This is a genomic window from Pseudomonas massiliensis, assembly GCF_000826105.1.
Taxonomy (GTDB): domain Bacteria; phylum Pseudomonadota; class Gammaproteobacteria; order Pseudomonadales; family Pseudomonadaceae; genus Aquipseudomonas; species Aquipseudomonas massiliensis.
On the sequence record NZ_CCYK01000007.1, the window covers coordinates 2,104,746 to 2,121,850 of the forward strand.

At 62.6% G+C, this 17,105-nt stretch carries 13 protein-coding genes and 1 pseudogene; 7 read left to right on the plus strand and 7 right to left on the minus strand.

Annotation, left to right across the window (positions count from 1 at the left end; genetic code table 11):
• Positions 1 to 24: 24 nt before the first annotated feature.
• Together BN1188_RS20310 and BN1188_RS20315 are read right to left on the minus strand one after the other, a co-directional pair.
• On the minus strand, positions 25 to 453 hold the full coding sequence (locus BN1188_RS20310; RefSeq protein ID WP_040263506.1) for a hypothetical protein: 429 nt from the start codon (positions 451 to 453) through the stop codon (positions 25 to 27).
• A 194-nt stretch (positions 454 to 647) separates the two neighbouring features.
• Entirely contained in the window at positions 648 to 1,631 is a 984-nt protein-coding gene (locus BN1188_RS20315; protein ID WP_040263508.1) for a ribonuclease Z, read from the minus strand.
• A 259-nt stretch (positions 1,632 to 1,890) separates the two neighbouring features.
• Here BN1188_RS20315 and BN1188_RS21665 point away from each other — a divergent pair, with 259 nt between their 5' ends.
• The 4 genes and pseudogenes from BN1188_RS21665 to BN1188_RS20330 all read left to right on the plus strand — a co-directional run bounded on the left by BN1188_RS21665 (position 1,891) and on the right by BN1188_RS20330 (position 4,892).
• On the plus strand, positions 1,891 to 2,070 hold the full coding sequence (locus BN1188_RS21665; protein ID WP_148485277.1) for a hypothetical protein: 180 nt from the start codon (positions 1,891 to 1,893) through the stop codon (positions 2,068 to 2,070).
• Positions 2,071 to 2,161: 91 nt separating this feature from the next.
• On the plus strand, positions 2,162 to 2,725 hold the full coding sequence (locus BN1188_RS20320) for a type 1 glutamine amidotransferase domain-containing protein (RefSeq protein WP_040263510.1): 564 nt from the start codon (positions 2,162 to 2,164) through the stop codon (positions 2,723 to 2,725).
• A gap of 316 nt (positions 2,726 to 3,041) precedes the next feature.
• A pseudogene (locus tag BN1188_RS20325) lies at positions 3,042 to 3,209 on the plus strand (general stress protein); the annotation flags it as partial.
• Positions 3,210 to 3,608: 399 nt separating this feature from the next.
• Positions 3,609 to 4,892, plus strand: a complete 1,284-nt coding sequence (locus BN1188_RS20330; protein ID WP_040263514.1) for a sugar MFS transporter — start codon at positions 3,609 to 3,611, stop codon at positions 4,890 to 4,892.
• 65 nt (positions 4,893 to 4,957) lie between these two features.
• Here BN1188_RS20330 and BN1188_RS20335 read toward each other — a convergent pair whose 3' ends face one another.
• Together BN1188_RS20335 and BN1188_RS20340 are read right to left on the minus strand one after the other, a co-directional pair.
• Entirely contained in the window at positions 4,958 to 6,322 is a 1,365-nt protein-coding gene (locus BN1188_RS20335; RefSeq protein ID WP_040263516.1) for an MFS transporter, read from the minus strand.
• Positions 6,323 to 6,346: 24 nt separating this feature from the next.
• Complete coding sequence (locus BN1188_RS20340; RefSeq protein WP_232430951.1) at positions 6,347 to 7,867, minus strand: MFS transporter; 1,521 nt, start codon at positions 7,865 to 7,867, stop codon at positions 6,347 to 6,349.
• Between the two features lie 272 nt (positions 7,868 to 8,139).
• Here BN1188_RS20340 and BN1188_RS20345 point away from each other — a divergent pair, with 272 nt between their 5' ends.
• From BN1188_RS20345 to BN1188_RS20355, 3 genes are all read left to right on the plus strand, one after another.
• A complete protein-coding gene (locus BN1188_RS20345; protein WP_052469416.1) occupies positions 8,140 to 9,861 on the plus strand; it encodes a tannase/feruloyl esterase family alpha/beta hydrolase in 1,722 nt (573 codons plus the stop codon).
• A gap of 149 nt (positions 9,862 to 10,010) precedes the next feature.
• Positions 10,011 to 11,207 (plus strand): DUF2252 domain-containing protein, encoded by a 1,197-nt coding sequence (locus tag BN1188_RS20350; protein ID WP_040263519.1) that lies wholly within the window; start codon positions 10,011 to 10,013, stop codon positions 11,205 to 11,207.
• A 292-nt stretch (positions 11,208 to 11,499) separates the two neighbouring features.
• Positions 11,500 to 13,515, plus strand: coding sequence for a M10 family metallopeptidase C-terminal domain-containing protein (locus BN1188_RS20355; protein ID WP_040263520.1), 2,016 nt, complete (start codon positions 11,500 to 11,502; stop codon positions 13,513 to 13,515).
• A 139-nt stretch (positions 13,516 to 13,654) separates the two neighbouring features.
• Here BN1188_RS20355 and BN1188_RS20360 read toward each other — a convergent pair whose 3' ends face one another.
• The 3 genes from BN1188_RS20360 to otnC all read right to left on the minus strand — a co-directional run bounded on the left by BN1188_RS20360 (position 13,655) and on the right by otnC (position 16,816).
• On the minus strand, positions 13,655 to 15,274 hold the full coding sequence (locus BN1188_RS20360) for a methyl-accepting chemotaxis protein (RefSeq protein WP_040263522.1): 1,620 nt from the start codon (positions 15,272 to 15,274) through the stop codon (positions 13,655 to 13,657).
• Between the two features lie 124 nt (positions 15,275 to 15,398).
• Positions 15,399 to 16,085: an aspartate/glutamate racemase family protein gene (locus BN1188_RS20365; RefSeq protein WP_040263524.1), complete on the minus strand. Its 687-nt coding sequence runs from the start codon at positions 16,083 to 16,085 to the stop codon at positions 15,399 to 15,401.
• A gap of 92 nt (positions 16,086 to 16,177) precedes the next feature.
• Positions 16,178 to 16,816: a 3-oxo-tetronate 4-phosphate decarboxylase gene (gene otnC / locus BN1188_RS20370; RefSeq protein ID WP_040263525.1), complete on the minus strand. Its 639-nt coding sequence runs from the start codon at positions 16,814 to 16,816 to the stop codon at positions 16,178 to 16,180.
• Between the last annotated feature and the right edge of the window lie 289 nt (positions 16,817 to 17,105).

The following is a 17,105-nucleotide window of genomic DNA, read 5'->3' on the forward strand; positions in this document are numbered from 1 at the left end:
GTACGCAGTACAATACAAAGTCCGTTATTGATACTGATAAATCACACAGGACTGCCACTGTTCCGTGCGTTCAACCTCATGGGTGAAATAACGGTCACCTTCCAGGGTTTGTATTTCATATCCAGGCTGGCGCCCCTTGCGCTCATGCTTGACCACCCGCGCCACATCCTGGAAGCGCAGCGCGCTGGTGCCGTTGTGGGATGGCCCGGTCAATACGCTGACCCGCTGGAACCAGCCTGGCTCGCCCCGGCTGCCCTGGAAGCTACGGGTCATTGCCTCGAATCGCTCCAGGCGCGAAAAGGCCCAGAGGGTTTGTTCGGGCTTGCCGCCCTGCGCGCCGGTGAATACGAACAGATTGATGGCCGGGTCGTCTTCACAGAAAAAGTCGTACGGCACCAGGCCACCCATCATCTTTCCGCCTGGAACGAAACCCTTCTTGTGCACCAGAAACATGGCCGCCTCATAGATAACCCATTCAATAGCGTCGGCATGAAACCATGGAAGTTGATCAATAACTATCGCCACTTTATAGGCAGGCCTGGCGCTTTCGTTACAAATCCACTGTTCAGGAACTTCCCCGATACACAATTAAAACAAGTGCAATCATTGTTACGCCAGTGACGCTCGGTTTGACGACTTTGACACGCTTAGCTCGTGATCGCCCGGGGTACCGCCACGACCATGCCGCTGCTGCTGTCGATGCGATAGCGGTCATAGTCAGCCGCCAGGATGAGCGTGCCTGAATAACGTGCGGCCGCCTCCTGGCGAAGATCCTCAAGCGTCAAACCCGCCGGACCGCTGGCGTGGTAACGCGGGCTGAAGTGAGTCAGGACAAGGTTGGGCACGGCCACTGCCTCGGCAAATTCGGCCACCGCAGCAGCGCTGCTATGACCATGCTCGGTCTTGGCCGCCGCCACGGCGGCCGTGTAGGTTGCCTCATGCACCAATAGCCGGGCGCCCCGGCACGCTTCGGTCAGGCGTTGCGGCTCGCTGTTATCCCCGGCCACGACCAGTCTGTGACCTGGCAAGCCGTGCAGCAGATAGTCCGCGCTTCGCAGCGTGCGGCCCTGGTAATCCACCGTGGGTTGCCGAAGCAAGGCGCCCCATACCGGGCCGCGCTCGATTCTGTCGGCTTGCAGCCTGGCCGTGTCGAGCCGCGCCTGCGCGGGCGCGCTGTCGACACGGTAGGCGTACGAAGGCACTCGGTGAGCCAGCAGGCTGGCGCTGACGCTGACGGCCGCATCTCGCCAGGTGCCGCCCTGGAGCAGCGACTCGGTAGCATGAAAACGCAGCGCGTAGGGTAGCCAGGTCTGGGTCAGACGCAGGGTCTGGGTGAGCCAGGCTTCGATACCCTCCGGGCAGATCAGGTCCAGGGGCTGGGTACGTCCCTGCATGCCGGCAGAGGCCAGCAACCCAGGGAGGCCGTAGCAGTGGTCGCCGTGCACATGGGTAATGAAGACGCCAGCCAGACCGTGCAATGACAACGGGGTGCGCAGCAAACGGTGCTGAGTGCCTTCGCCGCAATCGACCAGGTACCAGCGCTTGCCCTGCCCCGCCAGCACCGCCAGGCCACTGACGTTGCGGCTCCTGGTAGGCACGCCGGACGAAGTTCCAAGAAACAGCAATTCCACGCAATGTTCTCCACAGAGCCAGCGCCAGCTGGCAGATGTCCTGACACTTTGCACTCGTTCTGACAGTGTCACGGCACCTACACAAATGAAAGATCTAGCCTATAGTTGTGGCTGGCCAGGCTACGTCGCCCCGGGCGTGCCTCGCTTCACCGCGGCTCGTTCGTATTCTGAACCTTTACCCGCCTTTACAGATCCTTTACGGCCATGGGGTGTAGAGTTTCGGTCGTCATCCCCGATGCCAACATAATGTGACATTATCATGAGCAAAACCGAACCCGTATCTCTTGTCGCACTTGTTTTCCTATTGGCTCTGATCGCCTTGACGTCCTTCGCACGCCTTGAACAACCCAGCCCTGTATTGGCCGGGGTTATGCATTCAGAAATCAAGACCTGCATGAAACTTGATTCAACCCTGAAAAATCGGCGCCTGGCGGCTTAACCTAACGGTAAACTTCAGTGAACTTCGCCGCTGCGTTTTTCCTCCTATTGATAGGCGCCCCTTTGAGCGTTCAACTTCAGGAGAAATCATCATGGCCGCGACACTGCAAGGCAAGAAAGTGCTGATCATCACATCCAACACAGGTATCGAGCGCGACGAGCTGCTCGCGCCCTTGCAAGCGCTGAAGGAAGCCGGTGCAGAGGTGATCTACGCCTCCATCGAAGGCGGCACTGCCCAGACCTTCCTGCAGGATACCGAGAAAGACCGCACGGTAGAGTCAGACACCAAGCTGGCGGGCCTGGACGCCGCGACGTTCCACGCCCTGGTGATTCCAGGCGGCACGGTGAACGCTGATACGCTACGCCAGGATGCGGACGCGCAGCGTCTGGTCCAGGCATTTGCCAACAGCGGCAAAACCATCGCGGCCATCTGCCATGGACCATGGGTGTTGATCGATGCTGGTGTGGTAGAAGGCAAGACCCTGACGTCCTACAGCAGCGTGCGCACAGACCTGCTCAATGCCAAGGCAGCAGGCTGGGAAGATACCGAGCTGTTCAAATGCGGCGCCAATGGCTGGACCTTGCTCAGCTCCCGCACGCCCAAGGATTTGCCGGCATTCAACCAGGCAATCATCCAGGCCCTGCAGGCGGCCTGACCCGTCATGACCTAACGAGCGTCCTTCTGGACGCTCTTTTTTTTGGTTATGGCTTGCTACGCCTCATATATGCGAAACACCTTATAAATATATCTTCATGTAATTTCAATATAGCTAGGCTTTATTTAAGGCGCCAAAAGGTCCCGCACTAAAACGCCGCGCGGCAATCCCAGCCCCAGAAAGTTTTGGCGCTCTTGACCGTTTATCAGGGTTGGCGAAAACTTTTGAGCACTTTGCCGACGGACCCAGTCAGAGCTTATGTCCCGCTTGTGGGGCTATCCAAACTTAAAGACTGGAGTTCATCATGGCTAATACCGGAAATAAAAATCCAGGCAACTTTGCAAACGATCGTGAGAAAGCCTCCGAAGCGGGCAGGAAGGGCGGACAATCCTCAAGCGGCAACTTTGCCAATGATCGTGAAAAGGCGTCCGAAGCCGGGCGCAAGGGCGGCCAGAACAGCCATGGCGGCGGCCGCAACAGCTAAGTGCAGCTGGTGACCTGAGCGGGCAGCGTGCTGCCCGCTCCTTCAGACCTAAAAAATCTATAAATCAATCCCTTACCGCTTCGCTTCAATTTGACCGCCTCCGGCCTGCCTGTTATAACGCCGCCGCAGATTCGACCCGGCCCCGGCCGGCGTCCTGCGCGCCTGGCTGCAGCCCTGACCACCTGCCTCCCGACGCGCTCGCGTTCCAATGCAACCTGCGTCACAAAGCTTGTCCGCGCCTGGCCTACCTCGATTTGGACGCTGAACTTTCCCGCTTCGCTGGTTTCAGTTCATCCCAAGATGCTTCGGCCCTTCGGCATGCCTACGCTGGAAGCCGACCGAAACCGCGTCGAATCGAAAAACTGACCCATAGCCTCACAAGAAAACAGGACCGCGGCCATGACGGATAACACCGTTGCAGTACCACCGGAACAGACCCTACCAGCCATTGCCAATGTCCAACGGTTGAGCTTGTTCGTCTTTGCGCTTTTCTTCATCTTCGGCGGGATCACCAGCCTAAACGACATCCTGATCCCCAAACTCAAGAGCCTGTTCAGCCTCAGCTATGCCGAGGCCATGCTGGTACAATCTTCCTTCTTCCTCGCCTACGCGATCGCCTCCATCCCGGCTGGCCTGCTGATTGCCCGGATCGGCTACATGCGTGCCGCCGCCCTGGGCCTGCTGACCATGGCCGCCGGCTGCGTGCTGTTCATCCCGGCCGCTCTGGTCGGCTTGTTCGGCGCCTTCCTGGTGGCCCTGTTCGTACTGGCGATCGGCGTCACCGTGGTGCAGGTGGTAGCCAACCCCCTGATCAGCCTGCTCGGCCCCAAGCCTACCGCCCATAGCCGGGTGACCTTCGCCCAGGCCTTCAATTCCCTGGGTACGACAGTGGCCCCTTACCTGGGCGCCATGCTGATCCTTGGCTCGCTCAGCCAGGTCGATCCGGCAACCCTGTCCGCCTCAGCCTTGACCGCCTTCTTGGCTGAAGAAGCCAAGGTCATCAGCAACACCTATGTAGGTATCGCCCTGGCGCTGCTGGCCGTAGCCATGCTGGTATGGCAGCAACGCAAGCAGCTGCCGGCCTCCGGCACTACTGAAGGCGCCAACCCGCTGTCGGCGCTGAGCCTGCTCAAGCAGCCCCGTTTCGCCTTTGGCGCGGCCTGCATCTTCTGCTACGTGGGCGCGGAAGTGGCCATTGGCAGTCTGCTCACCAACTTCCTGATGCAGGACAGCACCTTCGGTTTCGACGCTGAATTGGCAGGCAAGCACGTGGCCTATTACTGGGGTGGCGCCATGGTCGGCCGCTTCATCGGCGCCGGCCTGCTGCGTGCCTTCGCCCCTGGCAAGGTACTGGCCTGCGCGGCCGTGGCAGTGATGGCGCTGATCGCCAGCGCGGCGACCAGTGAGGGCGCCGTGGCGGGCTGGTCGATCCTGGCAATCGGCTTGTTCAACTCGGTCATGTTCCCGACCATCTTCGCCCTGGCATCCGAGGGGCTGGGCAAGCGCGCCGCAGAGGGCTCCGGCCTGATCTGCTGCGCCATCGTCGGCGGCGCCATCGTACCGCCTCTGACCGGCCTGGCCGCGGACTACAGCACCCTGGCGCTGTCCCTGGCCGTGCCAGCGGTGTGCTACGCGGTCATCGCCTGCTATGGCTGGTACGCCCGCCGCCCGGCGGCGGTGTAAGCACCCGTGAAGCTGGCGCAAGCGAAGGGAGTGAAAACTGCCCGACCCTTCGCCAGCTTCGCTGGCTACCGAAGCGTAGGCTGGCCGGCATAGAGCCGGGCGCCACTGGCAACCGCACCCAGCAAAGCGAAGCCACACCCCAGCCACAGACACAACTGGGCGCCTGCTCCGGTAAAGAAGTGGAAACACAGGGCAACCAGGGCCGCGCCCAGGGTCTGCCCCACCAGCCGGGACGTGGCCACGACCCCGCTGGCACCACTGCTGCGGGAAACTGGGGCACTGGTCATCAGCGCCTTGAGGTTCGGAGACTGGAAGAAACCGAAGCCTGCCCCGCACAGTGCCATTCGCCAGCCGATATCCCACGCGCCCGCGCCCGGTTGCAGTAGCGCAAGCGCGCCCATGCCCAGGCTCAGCACCAACAGGCCCAGCCCTCCCAACAGCCCAGGCGCGAAACGGTCGGAAAGACGTCCGGCGATCAACGCCATGAGTGCCACCACCGCTGGCCATGGTGTGATCAAGTACCCCGTCGCCACCTGGCTATGCCCCAACTGCTCCTGCAACAGAAAAGGCAAGGCCACGAAGGCCAGGCCCTGGGTGCAGAACGCGCAGACGGCGGTAAGGGACGATAGCGCGAACACGGGCAGGCGATACAGGTCATGGGCCAGCATAGGCGCCGGGTGCCCGGCCTGACGGCGGCCGAGGGCCAGCCCGCAGCCGAGCGCAATAGCGAGCTCCAGGGCGACCAGCCCACCATGGTTGCCCTGCACACCTGAGCTGAGCGCCAGCACAGCGAAACCGAACAGGCCGGCGCAAAGCACGGCGGCCGGGGTATCGTATGGATGAGGCACGCGGTCTACCAACGGCAGGTTGCGTGCTGCCATCCACATGGCCAGCAGGCCGAGGGGGACATTGATCAGGAACAACCAGTGCCAGCTGGCGACTGAAAGAATTGCCGAAGCCAGCGTCGGTCCCAAGGTGAAGGCCAGCCCCACCACCAATGAATTGATACCCATGCCGCGGCCGAGCCGCGCGCTGGGGTAGATGTGCCGCAGCAGCACCGCGTTGACGCTCATCAAGGCCGCGGCGCCGAGCCCTTGCACCACCCGGGCCAGCGCCAGGGTGGGCAGGGACCAGGCCAGCCCGCAGAACAGCGAGGCCAGCACAAACACCAGCAGGCCGCCCAGGTATACCCGACGCGGACCGAGTACGCCGCCTAAAGAAGCAAAGGGCAGCAAGGTCGCGACCATCGCCAGTTGATAGGCATTGACCACCCAGATCACCGAAGCTGACGTTGCTCCGATGCCCTGGGCCACCGTAGGCAAGGCCGTATTGACGATGGCGGTATCCAGGGTCGCCATCCCTACCGCCAGGCTGACCGCGATCACTGCTGGAACCAGCTTGTTGCGTGGCAGACCATCCATTGTCGACATAGGCTGGCGCTTCCTGGTAGGGGGTTAGGCTTTAGGGGTACGCTTGGCCGATCTTACCAGCCAGGCCACCAGCAGCACCGCGAAACCCATGACCAAGGCACCAGCCAGCAGGCTGGCATTGATGGCCTGGCGGTACAGTTCGGTCACCTGCGCGAGTTGAGCGGCGGGCACCTGGCTCAGGGATTGAGGGTCCCCGATCTGGATGCTTCCCAACGAAATCGGCAGCGCGCCCGCCCCCTGGGTGAGCACATAGCCCATGATCCCGCCCGCGGCGGCAACGCCGACAGCCCCGCCAAGGGAGCGGCAGAAAGACAGCGCCGCTGTAGCGGCCCCCATTACTGCAGGCGACACGGCATTCTGTACCAGGACGGTCGCGTTGGGCATGCCCACGCCCATGCCCAGGCCCAATATGCCCATGGTCAGGAAGAACCATGGCGCGCCCAGGCCCGCGTGAGTGAAGGCGAACAGCAGGCACAGCGCCAGGCACTCAAGGGCTACGCCTACCAGCAGAAGCTGGGCGAAGTTCTGCCGCCGGGTGGCGATGGCTCCGCCCACGAAGGAGCTCAGTACCATCATCGCCACCTGAGGCAGCGTCATGAAACCGGACTCGGTGGGCGTCTGATGCAGAACGGCCTGGTAGTACAAGGGCATGAACACCAGCGAGCCCATCATTGCGAACGCCATGGCTGCCATGGCGCAGATAGCCACCGTAAACCGCCGGTTACGGAATAGGGCCGGATCGATGATGGGAGCCTGAGCGCTGCGCTCGATGCGATACAGCAGGGCATAGCCCAAGATCATCACCGCAGCCAGCACCAAGGCAGGCAGCACGCCGCCCCCGAACCCCAGAGCAGGGGCATGGGTTAGCAAAAGCAGTGCCGAGGTAGCGATGCCCAGGGTAACGGCGCCGGCGTAGTCCACGGCTACCTTGGCTTGGGAGGAGAAGCGAGGAACGTTGCGTGCTACCCCGAGCATGGCCAGCAGCCCTAGGGGAAGGTTGATGAAAAAGATCCAGCGCCAGCTGAAATTCGACGTGATGAAGCCGCCCAACAGAGGCCCCGCCGCGCTGCTGACCGCGAAGGTCGCGGAAAACACACCCTGGTAGCGCCCTCGTTCGCTGGGCTTGACGGAGCGGCCGATCACGATCTGCGAGAGCGTCATCAACCCGCCGGCGCCCAGGCCCTGCAGCCCGCGCGCGGCGATCAACTGCCCCATGGAGGTGCAGGCGCCGCAGAGCACGGACGCAGCGACAATGAGCGCGATGGCGAACAGGAACAACGGACGCGGCCCGTAGAGGTCCGAGAGCTTGCCGTAAAGAGGCGCGCTGATGGTGGATGTGAGCATGAACGCGGTCACTACCCAACTCAGGCTTTCGATACCGTGCAGGTCGGTGGCGATAGCGGGCAATGCGGTGGCCAGCACGCTCTGATCCAACGCAGCGAGGAACATGGCCAGCAGGAGAGAAGCGATCAGGGCTGAACTCGGCCTGGACAGCGCGGCTGCCTGGGTTCTGGCCGGGGCTTGGGCGGTGGACGACGGGGGCAAGGGAAGGTCCTCTGAACGGGCATGCAGCCCGTCATTTAGCCGGGCGCGGACAGCGCTCGCAACCCCAGCGAGGGATTCTCCATCATTTCTGCACATTCAACGCCACCGATAGCCGCCTGGTCGGCATTTCAGGCCCCTGCCCTCAAGCCGTCTTGCATCCATGACGAACTTGATACCGTCATGACGTACCTGGCTCGCATTGGTCCGCTATACTTAGGCTTCCCAGGCTGGAGGCGGGTGTTCCGGCCATGTTCAATAATGGAATGACATCAATGCGTAAACACTTCCCCAGCCGATGGCGCTGGCTCTGTCTGTTGGCCTGCTGGGCCATCGGCACCACGGCAATGGCTTCCGCGAGCGTACCCGAAGCCCAGGTGGCACGCCCTGTACGCAGTTGTGCCAGTCTTGCCGCGGTGGACCTGACCTCGATTGGCGGTACTGGTAGTCAAGTGCTGAGCGCCAGGCTGGAAACCGTCGAGGGTGCGCCGGCTTGCAGGATTACCGGCCGGCTGACCCCGGACATCGGCTTCCAGGTAGCGCTCCCTACGGAAACCTGGACCCAACGCTACTTGCAGGTAGGCTGTGGAGGGCTCTGTGGCCGTATCGGCCTGGAAGTGGGCGCTGCCGATGGCTGCATGCCCTTGACCCAGGGCCGGTTCGCCATCGCGGCGACAGACATGGGCCATGAGGGCGATGGTGGCGATTTCGGTGCCGACCCACAGAAGCGCATCGACTTCGCTCATCGGGCCGTGCACCTGACCGCTGTCACAGCCAAGCGGTTGATCGAAGTGTTCTATGGTCGAGCCCAACGCTACGCCTATTTCACGGGCTGCTCGGACGGCGGTCGCGAGGCCCTGGTCGAGGCACAGCGGTATCCGGAGGACTTCAACGGCATCATCGCCGGTGCCGCCGCCTTGAACTTCCAGGTGCAGAATGGCGTATACCACGCCTGGCTGGCGAGTGCGAACACAGGAGCCGATGGCAAGGCGATCTTGCTGAGCAATCGCTTGCCTTTGATCCACCACGCGGTGCTGGAACAATGCGATGCCTTGGATGGCGAGAAGGATGGGCTGGTCTCGGACCCTCTGGCCTGCCACTTCGATCCCGCCAGCCTGGCGTGCCGCTCTGGCGAAACGCCGGACCGCTGCCTTACGTCTGCCGAAGTCGAAGCGGTGCGGCGCTTCTATAGCGGCCCCCGGGACCCTGAAAGCGGCAAGCCGCTGTTGGTGGGCAGTGTCCAGCCCGGCTCGGAACTGGGTTGGGCCGGCGTATTCGTTCCTGCCCAGGCCCATCAGCCGATCTTCAGCGAGAAGATTGCCCTCGATGCGCTACGCGGGGTGAGTTACACCCAAAACCCACCCTCGGATTTCAGCCTTTCACAAGTGCGCTTCGACAAGGCCGGCTTCGATCTGTTGCGCCCCTTGCACAGCCTGTACGACGCCACCAATCCCAACCTGGACGCCTTCGCCGCTGCCGGTGGCAAGCTCATTCTCTGGCACGGCTGGGCTGACCCGCACATTTCCCCACTCAACACCCTCGCCTACCATCAGGCCTTGCGCGCAACCTTGGGAGAAGCGCGCACCCGTGGCTTCGAACGGCTCTACCTGTTGCCTGGCGTCAACCACTGCGGCGGTGGCGAAGGACCCAGCAGTATCGACCTCCTGACACCGATGCTGGCCTGGGTCGAGCAAGCCCAGGCACCAGGCGCGATCACCGCTACCGATGCTCGGGATTCTGTCTCCAGTTTCGGCGCGCCCATGGCCGGGCCGCCACCTGGCCGGGCGGGGCCAGAACAGGGAGGGCCGCCTCCAGGGGGCTTTGGCCCTGGCGCTCCAGGCGTCGGCCAAAAGGCGGGTGGCCCACCTGGGCCGGGGCGTGGCCCTGCGGACGGTCGCCGCGAGGCCCCCGCCCCGCTCTCTCGTCAGATCCTTCCCTACGAAGGAACGCCAACCTTGCCTGATTGGCTCGGCGCTGACTTTTTCCAGCCTCATTGACGCTTCGGCGGCGCGCTGAGCGCCGCCATGTTCCACGGTCCACCCCAGGCAGCAGGGTATTGGCCGCGGTCGTCTCATCGGAAATAGAAACACTCTGAAACATTTCCCCGGTTCGCTGTCCATGGAGGTATCCCATCACAGGCCCCGTCATGAAAGCTGTCCATCCCGATCAACGCTCCGAACCACTCATTCAACTGCGCAACCTCAAGATGGCCCGCTCCGCTCATGCCTATGTGCGTGGCAGTACGGTGCAATTCTACGAATGGTTGCATAGTCAGCCAGGCCGCCGCTTGCCCAACGGGCCGCCGGTCTGGATCTGCGGCGATTGCCATGCCGGTAACCTGGGCCCCACCGGCGACCTGAAGGGCCGCATAGACATCCACATCCGAGACCTGGACCAGACGGTCATTGGCAACCCCGCCCATGACCTGGTCCGCCTGGGCCTGTCGCTGGCTACCGCTGCCCGGGGGTCGGACCTGCCCGGCGTGGTGACGGCCTACATGCTCGAAGAAATGGTGCGCGGCTATGAGGAAGCCTTCGAGCAGGATGCCGACGAGGAGCCCGAGCGGCCGGCCCAGATCAAGGCAGGCATGCGCAGCGCCGTGGCCCGCACCTGGAAACACCTGGCCAAGGAGCGGATCGAGGACCTGCGCCCTACCCTCCCACTGGGCAAACATTTCTGGCCTCTTTCCAAGGAAGAGCGCAAGGCCGTGCAGAACCTGTGCGCGAGTCCTGAAATCCATGGCCTGGTGACCTCTTTGAAAGGGCGCTCCCGCGACGATGAGGTGGAGTTGCTCGATGCCGCTTACTGGGTGAAGGGTTGCAGCTCGCTGGGGCTGTCTCGATACGCGGTGCTGCTGGGCATCGGCACGGGTGACGATCAGGAGTTCTGCCTGATCGATATCAAGGAAGCCGTCGGCGCCGCGGCGCCGCGAGTGAATCGGGCGCCCATGCCCCGCGACAACGCCCGACGGGTGCTGGCCGGGGCCCGGGCTTTGTCGCCAGGCTTGGGCAACCGGATGGTGGCCATCCGCCTGCTCGAGCGCGGATTTTTCATCCGTGAACTGCTGCCCCAGGACATGAAGCTGGAACTGGACGAGCTGGATCAGCGCCAGGCCATGGGGGTGGCGGCCTACCTTGCCCGGGTGGTAGGCACCGCTCATGCGAGGCAGATGGACATGGCCACGCGCCTGGCCTGGATCAAGGACCTGCAAGCCAATCGCTCGCGCACGCTCAACGCGCCGTCATGGTTGTGGTCGAGCGTGGTGCAACTGGTTGGCAGTCATGAACGCGGCTACCTCGAGCACTGCCGTCGCTACGCCCTGGAACATGGCCGCGAGCGATAGAGGCCCGCGGTTGTCCGAAAGTGTCCGCAACCGGGCCGAACCCTGCCTGTTGCGGAGCTACCCAGCGCTCTAGGATGGCCTGCACCCCACCTTCGAGAGTTCAGCATGAGCAAGCGCGCGTTGATCGTGATCGAGGTACAGAATACGAGGCTACCCCTCCGTCACAGGCCAGGCCGGTGGCCAGCGGCTGCCAATGAACCCCTGCCGCTCATACCGCTGGCGTTTGCTGAAAAGGCAGCTAGGGTGAAGGCCGTCACACTCTGCCCCCCCTCCACTCTTCAAGGATTGAACCATGGCTGCCTATAACCCCCTGGAAACCGCAAGTTCCACCACCCGCTATGCGCCCGGAAGCGTTGTCGTTGACGTGGCAGGCTTCGATGAAGTCAACCAAAGCATCGCTGTGCAGGCCAACGGCAAGATCCTGGTGGCCGGCTTCAGCTTCTATGGTGGCCCTATTGAAACGGCCTATGACTACTCAGTGGTGCGCTTCAACGCTGACGGCACCCTGGATACCGATTTCGGCCTCAACGGCCGTAGACTGATCAGCGCCGAGGTTCCGATCGATGAAGGCTACAGCCTCACCGTGCAGAGCGACGGCTCGTTGCTGGTACAGACCCCCGCCCATCGCAACGGCAATGACAGTTTCGGCCTCAGCCGCCTGCTCCCCAATGGTACCGCTGACGCCACGTTCAACGCCAATGCCAAGGCCAGTATCCCCGCCAGCCTGGGTAGCGAAGGCACCCGAGTGACCGTCAACGATGACGGCAGCCTGTTGATCAGCCAAAGCAGTGACCAGGGCGCCGTGCTGGTTCAGCTCAACGAAGACGGCACCCTGGACAGCCGTTTTGGCGACGATGGCGTGGCCTACCTGGCCGAAGGGTTGAGCTTCAACGGCGAAGTGCATTCCGTGGCCTTGGACAACGGTCAGTTCCTCCTCGCCGGAGACTTCGACAGCGGCAAGGGCTATCACTATGGAATTGTCCGGGTGAACGCCGACGGCAGCCTGGACGCCAGCTTCGGTGAAGCTGGCCAGGTCGTGTTCGGCGATGAGGTACTGACAGACTACCGTGGTGCGCTGGCTGTGCAGGCTGACGGTAGGATCGTGCTGGCTGGCAGCAATGATGGCTATGCCGATTTCCAGGTGGTGCGCCTGAGCGCCGATGGTCAGTACGATAGCAGCTTCGGCGACAATGGCGTGGCCAGCATCGATACCCAGGGCGAATACGATTCGGCCCGCTCGATCACAGTACTGCCTAACGGCAAGCTTTTGATTGCCGGGGTGAGCGACCTGGGCAACGGCCAGACCGTAGGCTTCAACGCCGACTATGGGCTGGTTCGACTCACCCCTGAAGGCGAGCTCGATCTGAGCTTCAGCAGCGAAAGGGACCTTTCGATCGAAGGCTCGATCAATGCTGACCTGCTCCAGGGCCGGGACCTGGCTGAAATACTGGACGGCGCAGGTGGCAACGACGTTTACCAAGGCAATGGCGGTCGCGATAGGCTCTACCTTGGCGATGACGCCGACGTGATCCGCTTCCTGTCCATTGAAGACAGCTACCGCACCGCTACTCAAAGCGCCAGTGACACGCTGATCCGATTCGACGCCGACGAAGATCGCATCGATCTGATCGGCCTGGGTTTCACAGGGCTGGGCAATGGGCACAACGGTACGCTCGCAGTCGCCGTAAAGGGCAACCAGACATTCCTGAAAAGCTACGACTACGATGCCCAGGGCCACCGCTTCGAGCTGGTACTCAACGGCAACTATGCAGGCCAACTCGACGAAAGCAATGTGCTGTTTGCCCCGGTGAGCGTCCTCGGCGGCAGCAATGGTGACTCCCTCCAGGGCTCGGCGGTCAAGGAAGTGCTCTCGGGCCTGGCTGGGGATGATCGCTTGAACGCCGGTGCCGATGACGATGTGCTCATCGGCGGCGAAGGCCGCGATTTGCTTACCGGCGGCAGCGGGCGGGATGTGTTCCGCTTCACGTCGCCCACGGATAGCTACCGGGACGCCAGTGCCAGCCACGCGGACATCATCACTGACTTCGACGCCTTCGAAGATCGCCTGGACGTCTCTGCCCTGGGCTACACAGGGCTGGGCGATGGCCGGGACGGTACACTCCAGGTGAGCTATAACGCCGTCTTGCAACGCACGTTCATCAAGGATCTGACCCCGGACGCCCAAGGCCAGCGATTCGAAGTATCCCTGGCGGGAGACCTTGAGTATGACCTGGACGCGTCCAATTTCCAGTTCAGCGAAGGCGCGCCGGAACTGGTGGCCCTTGGTGTCCAGGAAGAGCACGTCTGAGCCCGTTCGGCAGCTCCGCTACCTTCCACAGCCTGTGCCGATAAGCCACTCGGCCCTCCCTGATGGAAACTTGCGAAGCAAGCGAGCTTCCGGCAGTTCGCGGGCTGCTGCGTCTTCGCCCACGGTCCTATCCCCGTTTCTACACCTTGAACCGCCCGGCCAGGTCACTGAGCCCGGCGGCCAGGCGCGACAGTTCCTGACTGGCGGCATGGGTCTGTTCCGCGCCGGCGGAGGTGCGGATGGAGAGGTCGCGGATACGGACCAGGTTACGGTCCACCTCCCGGGCAACCTGGGCCTGCTCCTCCGCAGCGCTGGCAATGACCACATTGCGTTCATCGATCGCAGCCACCGCATGAGAGATCGCGCCCAGGGCATCGCTGGCGGCATGGGCCTGCTCCTGGGTCTGCCTGGCCTGATCGGCGCTGGTCAGCAGCGCGTCCACGGTCTGGGTGGTACCTGCCTGGATGGTCGCGATCATGGATTCGATCTCACGGGTCGACTCCCCGGTACGGCTGGCCAGGGAACGCACTTCGTCGGCTACCACGGCGAAGCCACGCCCGGCTTCGCCTGCCCGGGCCGCCTCGATGGCCGCGTTCAAGGCCAGCAGGTTGGTTTGCTCAGCGACAGCGCGGATCACATCCAGCACTCGGGTGATGTTATGAGCCTGGGACGCCAGGGTACGAGCGTGTTCAGAGGCGCCCAGCACGTTGTCCGTCAGCGAGCCGATCGCCGACAGGGTATCGCCCAGTTGGCCTTGGCCACGTCGCGCGGTTTCGCTGGCCGAACGGCTTTGCTCGGAGGCTGAAACGGCATTGGTCGCCACCTGGTCCACCGCCTGACTCATCTCGGTGACGGCCGTAGCGGCCATTTCGATCTCGTCGTTCTGTTGGGCAAGCCCCGTGGCGCTCTCGCTCATGACCGCGCTCATCTGTTCGGTGGACGAAGCCAGTTGTTGGGCGGACTGCATGATCTTGTCCAGGGTCTGGCGCAGGGTGGCTTGCATCGAGGCCATGGCTTGCAGTAGAAGCGCCGCCTCATCGTCGCCGCGGGTGTCAAGACGTTCGGTGAGGTCACCCGAAGCGATGGACTGGGCAGCCACTACCGCGGCCTCCAAGGGCTTGGTCAGGCTACGGGTGAGGCGCCAGGAAAGCAGTACGGTCAAGCCCAGGGCCAGGAAAACGGCCGCCAGGGTAACGGTGCGAGACTGCGCATAAAGGGCGTCTTCACGTTGGTCGTGCGCCCGGGATTCATCCAGGTTCTGTTGCTGCAACGCGGCGGACAGGTCGTTCATCCGGCTGCCTGCTTCGGTCATGGCATCCACGACCATGCGGCGCGCGCCGTCTACGTCCCCGGCCAGTACCAGCGCTTCCACCTGGTGGGTTTGCTGCAGATAGTCGCGATACAACCGGGCAAGCCCTTCGTAGCTGGAGCGTTCGTTCTCATTGCCCACCATCGGGCGGTAGGTTTCGAACAGGCCGTCCAGCTTGTCGCTGATCTCGCGGATGGTCGACTGCGTTTGCGCGGCGGCAGCAGGCACGGCCACCAGGCGTAGGACCTGCATGCGCAAGCGTGCCAACTGCAAGGCAATGGCGTCGCTGGTAACGATCCCTGGTACCCCTTCGCTGGTTACCAGCTTGGCCTGGGCACGGATGTTGGCCATCTGATAGAGGCCGAACAGGCCGAGGGCAGCCAACACGGTGGCGATAACACCAAAGCACAGGATGCTGCGCTTGGCGATTTTCAGGGATCGTAGGTTCATGGGAGGTCCGTGGCTGGAAGTGGCATGGCGCCGGTCTGCCTGGTTAGCGGCACGGAGGGGAAAATATTTAGCCGCCAGCCGCGCGCGGTTGAACGGGTTTCGTAGGCATCTTGCTGTGTAACCCTCAGCCCTCTACCAAGGCTCGCAATAACCTGACCGCGCTGTCCGGGCTACTCAGCACGGGCCCGGCGAACGCCGCTTCGCAGGCCGATACTGCGCTGCTCATGGAAAACTGCGCTAGGCAAAGCACATCATAGTGGCCACGCAGCTTACCCGCCGTGGCAGCGATCAGTTCGTCGTGCCGAGTGACGTCTCCAGCCTGGAGCGCGGCAAGGGCGCCCTCGCAGAGCACCGGGGTTACCTGCGGCTGAGTAGCGCTAGTGCCGGGGCCTGCCTGAGCGAGCGCGGCGCTCTCGGCGGCAAAGTCTGCGGCAATAGCGTCCGCCGCGGGCCCGAAGGTGGTCAGCGCGGCGATACGCGACCCTGTGTTCAAGGCCTCGCGCACCATGGCCTCGTTGGGCTTGAGCATGGGAATCCGGTATCGCCGCTGGCAGCTGGCGATGGCATCGGGATAGGAAGAGCACGTGAAGAGCACCCCGTCGGCATCGGCGCGAACCGCGTGCTCGGCCAGGCGCCAGAGCCGCTCGGTCAATGCAGGCGTCACGTGCCCTGCCGCATTGGCATCCACGGACAGTGAATCGTCCCAGAGGTTGAAACAACGGGCCTGGGGCCATAGACGCGCAAAGCCTGCATTGACAGGGTCCATTGCCAGCCGAGTCGCATGGATCAGAAATATACGCTTCGTGCTCATGAAAGTTCCCTGGCGACCCTACTGCCGCTCCTGAATAGATGCTCCCCGCGGTTCGCGTGCTTAGCCACCGGGCCCGGGCTGATGAGGCGGGGTTACCAACGCACGTTAAAGATTGTTTCCAGCTCCCGAATCGCGGCTTCGCTCAATGGGGCGGGCCGCGGTTGCACTTGCAGCCACAGCCGTGCGGTTTCCTCCAGCTCTTCCATGGCGAAGCTGGCTTTGCTGACCGAGGTGTCCCAGATCACCGGGCCCAGCCTCTCGAGCATGACACCGCGCACCTGAGCCGCGAGGGCCGCCACTTCATCGGCGACCTCGGCCGCGCCAGGCCGACGATAGGGGATCAAAGGTATTCGCCCGACCTTCATCACCTGGTAGGGCGTGATAGGCGGAAGGATGGCTTCCTCGCGCCAGCAACCGGCGAGCGTCAGGGCTACCAAGGCCGTGGCGTGGGAATGCACCACAGCCTGGGCCTGGGCATTGTTTTCGTAGATGCGTCGATGCAACGCGAGTGTTTTCGATGGCCTGTCGCCCGATACCCACTCGCCGGCCGAGGAAACCTTGGCAACAGCGGCCGGATCAAGGCGGCCCAGGCACGCATCGGTCGGAGTGATGAGCCAACCGTCTTCCAGCCTGGCGCTGATGTTGCCGGCGCTTCCTACACAGTAACCTCTTGCATACAGGCTCTTGCCTGTGTCGCAAATCTCCTCGCGGAGCTCGGATTCGGTACTCATCGCTATCCTCGGGCTGCGGTGACGTTGGCCACTGAGCACCGTCACGCTTGAACACAGGGTGAGCTTATCAGTTTTTCAAAATAACGAAATACAATTTAGGAGGTCTGTGAGCTATACCTAAAAGCATAGCGACAGACCTTTGACGACAACGCCGTGATCAGATAATTGGTCTCACGAAGCTAACTGTCTGTCCGTATTGGAATTTCGGTAGATCAGCCGTCGAAATGACCAGCAGAAAAGGGTTGCGCCATCAAAAAATTGTATTGCGGGTGTTTACAGAACAATAACG

What these genes read in the sequence shown, in the direction of transcription:
- BN1188_RS20310 (WP_040263506.1), bottom strand. Translation starts at nt 453, where the DNA reads ATGTTTCTGGTGCACAAGAAGGGTTTCGTTCCAGGCGGAAAGATGATG.
- otnC (WP_040263525.1), bottom strand. Translation starts at nt 16,816, where the DNA reads ATGAGTACCGAATCCGAGCTCCGCGAGGAGATTTGCGACACAGGCAAG.
- BN1188_RS20355 (WP_040263520.1), top strand. Translation starts at nt 11,500, where the DNA reads ATGGCTGCCTATAACCCCCTGGAAACCGCAAGTTCCACCACCCGCTAT.
- BN1188_RS21665 (WP_148485277.1), top strand. Translation starts at nt 1,891, where the DNA reads ATGAGCAAAACCGAACCCGTATCTCTTGTCGCACTTGTTTTCCTATTG.
- BN1188_RS20330 (WP_040263514.1), top strand. Translation starts at nt 3,609, where the DNA reads ATGACGGATAACACCGTTGCAGTACCACCGGAACAGACCCTACCAGCC.
- BN1188_RS20335 (WP_040263516.1), bottom strand. Translation starts at nt 6,322, where the DNA reads ATGTCGACAATGGATGGTCTGCCACGCAACAAGCTGGTTCCAGCAGTG.
- BN1188_RS20360 (WP_040263522.1), bottom strand. Translation starts at nt 15,274, where the DNA reads ATGAACCTACGATCCCTGAAAATCGCCAAGCGCAGCATCCTGTGCTTT.
- BN1188_RS20345 (WP_052469416.1), top strand. Translation starts at nt 8,140, where the DNA reads ATGCGTAAACACTTCCCCAGCCGATGGCGCTGGCTCTGTCTGTTGGCC.
- BN1188_RS20350 (WP_040263519.1), top strand. Translation starts at nt 10,011, where the DNA reads ATGAAAGCTGTCCATCCCGATCAACGCTCCGAACCACTCATTCAACTG.
- BN1188_RS20365 (WP_040263524.1), bottom strand. Translation starts at nt 16,085, where the DNA reads ATGAGCACGAAGCGTATATTTCTGATCCATGCGACTCGGCTGGCAATG.
- BN1188_RS20320 (WP_040263510.1), top strand. Translation starts at nt 2,162, where the DNA reads ATGGCCGCGACACTGCAAGGCAAGAAAGTGCTGATCATCACATCCAAC.